We start from the raw sequence: 241 nt of genomic DNA on the forward strand, positions 1-241 counted from the left end.
CTTGTTATTGATCGAGGTGGCATAACGCAGCTTGACTGAAAGGCTGCCCGGCTTGACGCCTGCCTCCGCCAGCAATTGTCTCGCCCTGTCTTCGCGATCGAGAATATCCTGGTCCTTATATTCCAGACGTGGCGCATCCTCGACATAGTTTTGGGTGCCGGGAGGCACCATCGAATAGCCGGGCACCATCATTCCGCGCCTGATTTCACTGGCCAGAAAATTGCGATCGATTGCCATCGAG

1 protein-coding gene is annotated in these 241 nt (G+C 55.2%); it reads right to left on the reverse strand.

Going from position 1 to position 241, the window contains the following annotated elements:
- Positions 1-241, reverse strand: a 241-nt coding sequence (locus SB719_RS22290) for an ABC transporter substrate-binding protein (protein WP_412160052.1), incomplete at both ends; no start/stop codon positions are given.

This window comes from Pantoea sp. SIMBA_079 (assembly GCF_046940275.1).
Classification (GTDB): domain Bacteria; phylum Pseudomonadota; class Gammaproteobacteria; order Enterobacterales; family Enterobacteriaceae; genus Pantoea; species Pantoea borealis.